Annotated in this window: 4 protein-coding genes and 1 pseudogene; 4 read left to right on the forward strand and 1 reads right to left on the reverse strand. The window is 45.0% G+C overall.

Going from position 1 to position 2,761, the window contains the following annotated elements:
- Nucleotides 1–99: 99 nt before the first annotated feature.
- The 4 genes from BG32_RS15410 to BG32_RS00615 all read left to right on the forward strand — a co-directional run bounded on the left by BG32_RS15410 (nt 100) and on the right by BG32_RS00615 (nt 2,513).
- Complete coding sequence (locus BG32_RS15410) at nt 100–264, forward strand: hypothetical protein (RefSeq protein WP_220660295.1); 165 nt, start codon at nt 100–102, stop codon at nt 262–264.
- Nucleotides 265–484: 220 nt separating this feature from the next.
- The gene (locus BG32_RS00605) at nt 485–808 is read left to right on the forward strand and encodes a PadR family transcriptional regulator (RefSeq protein WP_121526217.1); all 324 of its coding nucleotides are present in this window, start codon (nt 485–487) and stop codon (nt 806–808) included.
- Nucleotides 809–810: 2 nt separating this feature from the next.
- Nucleotides 811–1,743, forward strand: a complete 933-nt coding sequence (locus BG32_RS00610; RefSeq protein ID WP_259459403.1) for an HAAS signaling domain-containing protein — start codon at nt 811–813, stop codon at nt 1,741–1,743.
- A gap of 332 nt (nt 1,744–2,075) precedes the next feature.
- Nucleotides 2,076–2,513, forward strand: a complete 438-nt coding sequence (locus tag BG32_RS00615; protein ID WP_259459404.1) for an ABC transporter permease — start codon at nt 2,076–2,078, stop codon at nt 2,511–2,513.
- A gap of 68 nt (nt 2,514–2,581) precedes the next feature.
- Here BG32_RS00615 and BG32_RS15695 read toward each other — a convergent pair.
- Nucleotides 2,582–2,761: pseudogene (locus tag BG32_RS15695) on the reverse strand (group II intron reverse transcriptase/maturase); the annotation flags it as partial.

Here is a 2,761-nt window from a genome sequence, read left to right on the forward strand (position 1 = left end):
CTCTTGTTCAGGGCTCCTGTTTGGGGTCTGCTCTTCAGGGTCATCCCGAACTAGTTTCGGGATCTGGTTTTGATGCTCTCGACGGGGGACGGAGGACCGTTGACGGTTGACCTGAGAAGGCCTCCTGCAGAAGGCAGCATTGCGACTGCCGATGCTTTTGGCGCACTGCTTCTAATGTTTTATTCTTCGTCTCGCCAGCGAGCATCACTTCTCGACGAACTCGGCCTCACTTCCCCGGATTTTCTTTCGGGCATCACTTCCTAAGATGCTCTTCCGGGCATCACTTCTTGAAATGTTCTTCCCCAGCCTTGTTTCCACTGTGGTTTTGGGCTACTAACCAATGATGGTTCCTTCTTCAGCATGAAAGATTGCAGATTCCCGTCCTCCTATTTCATGAATTCTTAACCCACCGGATACTATCATGTTATTATAATACCGTGTATTACACTGTATCATATTATCAACATAGTACAGAGGTGATGTTATGGACATAGGCAAACTGGCAACGGAAATGAACAGGGGCTTTATTCAACTCTTAGTCATGGTTATGCTCGATGAACCAATGTACGGCTACGATATCGTGAAAACACTTGGAGAAAGGAACTTCTCAATCGACGAAAACACTTTGTACCCTCTTCTAAGAAGACTAGAGGAAAGAGAGATTCTTTCGAGCGAGTGGAGAGTTGAGGAGAACAAACCCAGGAAATACTATTTCATATCGGAAACTGGACGACAGGTGAGAAAGGAATTGCTGAGAATTTGGAATGAGCAGGAACAACTTCTAAAAAGCTTTGTTGGGGAGGAATGAAAATGGAAAGACTGAAAAAGTATCTTGACGATGTACGAACGTTCTTACCGGGAACCAATCCAAAAAAAGTGGATGAGATTCTTAGGGAGATTGAAAGTCATGTACTGGAAAGAGCAGAGAGGGAACATGGAGAAATTAATGACACTGCAGTCGCGATGTCGATCAAGGAATACGGTTCACCAGAAGAAGTTGCGGCAAGGTATTATGAAGGCGGTCCAATCATCGCCCCTCATCTGAAGAACTATCTCTTCATGTACACAGGAATTCTATTCGCAATTCATCTTGGACTTCATCTTATCGCCTTTGTTTTTGGCGAGAATGGCGCGATCTTTGATTTCAGGGGAACCGATCTGCTAAGCCTTCTCTCACAGCTTCCAGTGACTTTCATATTTGACTTCGGACTTGTCAGCTTGATTCTTTACTTCGTGACGCAGGCAAAGGGTACGGCAAAGCTTCCCCACTTCACATATTTTATAAGAGAAGAAAAGACCCCCTCAATGGGCAAGAGAATAGGAGTGCTAATAGGTTCTCTTGTTGGGGCCGGGATAACCTTTCTTGCTTTCACTTACGGACCATTCTATTTCGGCGGCGGAGAGCTAACGGAGATCGCGATAATCGCGTTGGATTCATTCAAGTTCGCACTATTCCTTGCTTTTGGGCTGCTTATCATAGATTCAGTATCCAACTTGATCAACATATTCAATTACTCCCGGTTCAGCAAAATCGTCTCGAATACTCTTGGCCTTGTCTTTCTATTCCTGGCCGTTTCGCCTGATTATAAACCAGACATTGCGTCCTATCTGAGTTTGAACCCGGCAAGTATTGATCATCCACTTCTGGTAGCTATTCTATTCTTGATGGCGATTGTAATAATTGTTGATCTGGTCTTTGAGACGATAAAGTTCTGGGCCAGCAGGATAGTACGAACAAACTGATTAGGCTCCTATAGAGACTGGGAGGGGTGATACCTCTCCCTTTTTTCTACTGTTTTTTTTGGAAATACAACATACAGGCTATGAAGATTAGACGTTCACTTTTTCTAAAGCTCTCCCGTCACTGGCTTTCCAGTTCAGAATGAGGTTGTTTGAATAAGTCCACTTATGATACCAACGGACTTCCGTCCTGCGCTTTAAATATACTAACACCCTCTCCTTGATGCTAAAATCATAATTGCGCTTCTAATCTAGCGGGAATGTCTTTCGTAGCAAATGTTTTGGGTGCAGATCAAGTCCTTGATAAGTTGTTTTCCAAAACCAGGAGGGTCGATTTGGCCACTTTCATTATTAGAAGGCTTATGTTCCTGCCGCTTGTCGCCTTTGTAGTAACGCTTGTCGTCTTTGCAGTGATCTGGTCTATGGGGCCTGATGTCCTTCTTAGAGCCTATATGACGGGGAACGCCTCGAAATCACCAAACGCCGAGCAGAGGATAGTTGAAAAGTACGGGCTTGACAGACCTGCAGTAGTTATGTACTTCAAGTGGTTCGGAAACACTCTCAGAGGCGATATGGGATACTCATTGACTGCCAGCTCAAGAGTCTCTGAAGCTATCCTTGCAAGGCTTCCGGCAATGCATCCCGATGGATTTACGGATTCTGTATTCGGATTTCTTTCGATAGTCGGATGGGCAACTCCCGATTATGTAATGGCTCTCCTCATTCTAGTTGGCAGTTTCACAATATTCGGATGGCTTCCCATTGGTGAGTAGCCCAGGGGGATTTCACCCCCAGGCTCTCTCAGAACCGGACTTGAATCTCTCGATTCATCCGGCTCCCATTATCCAGCCGTATAGAATATCCCCATTGTCCAGTGTACAAATAGATGAGGCTCCCTGCGAGCAAGAGCTTCTAGCCATTTACCCGCTTTTGTACGACCTCTCCTTTTCTTGTACTTGTTTCTTACCCACTGAACTAAGGCTTTGTTTAGCTGACTCAGTACTGTATACATCTCAAATCT

It is taken from the genome of Mesotoga sp. HF07.pep.5.2.highcov (assembly GCF_003666285.1).
Lineage (GTDB): Bacteria > Thermotogota > Thermotogae > Petrotogales > Kosmotogaceae > Mesotoga > Mesotoga prima.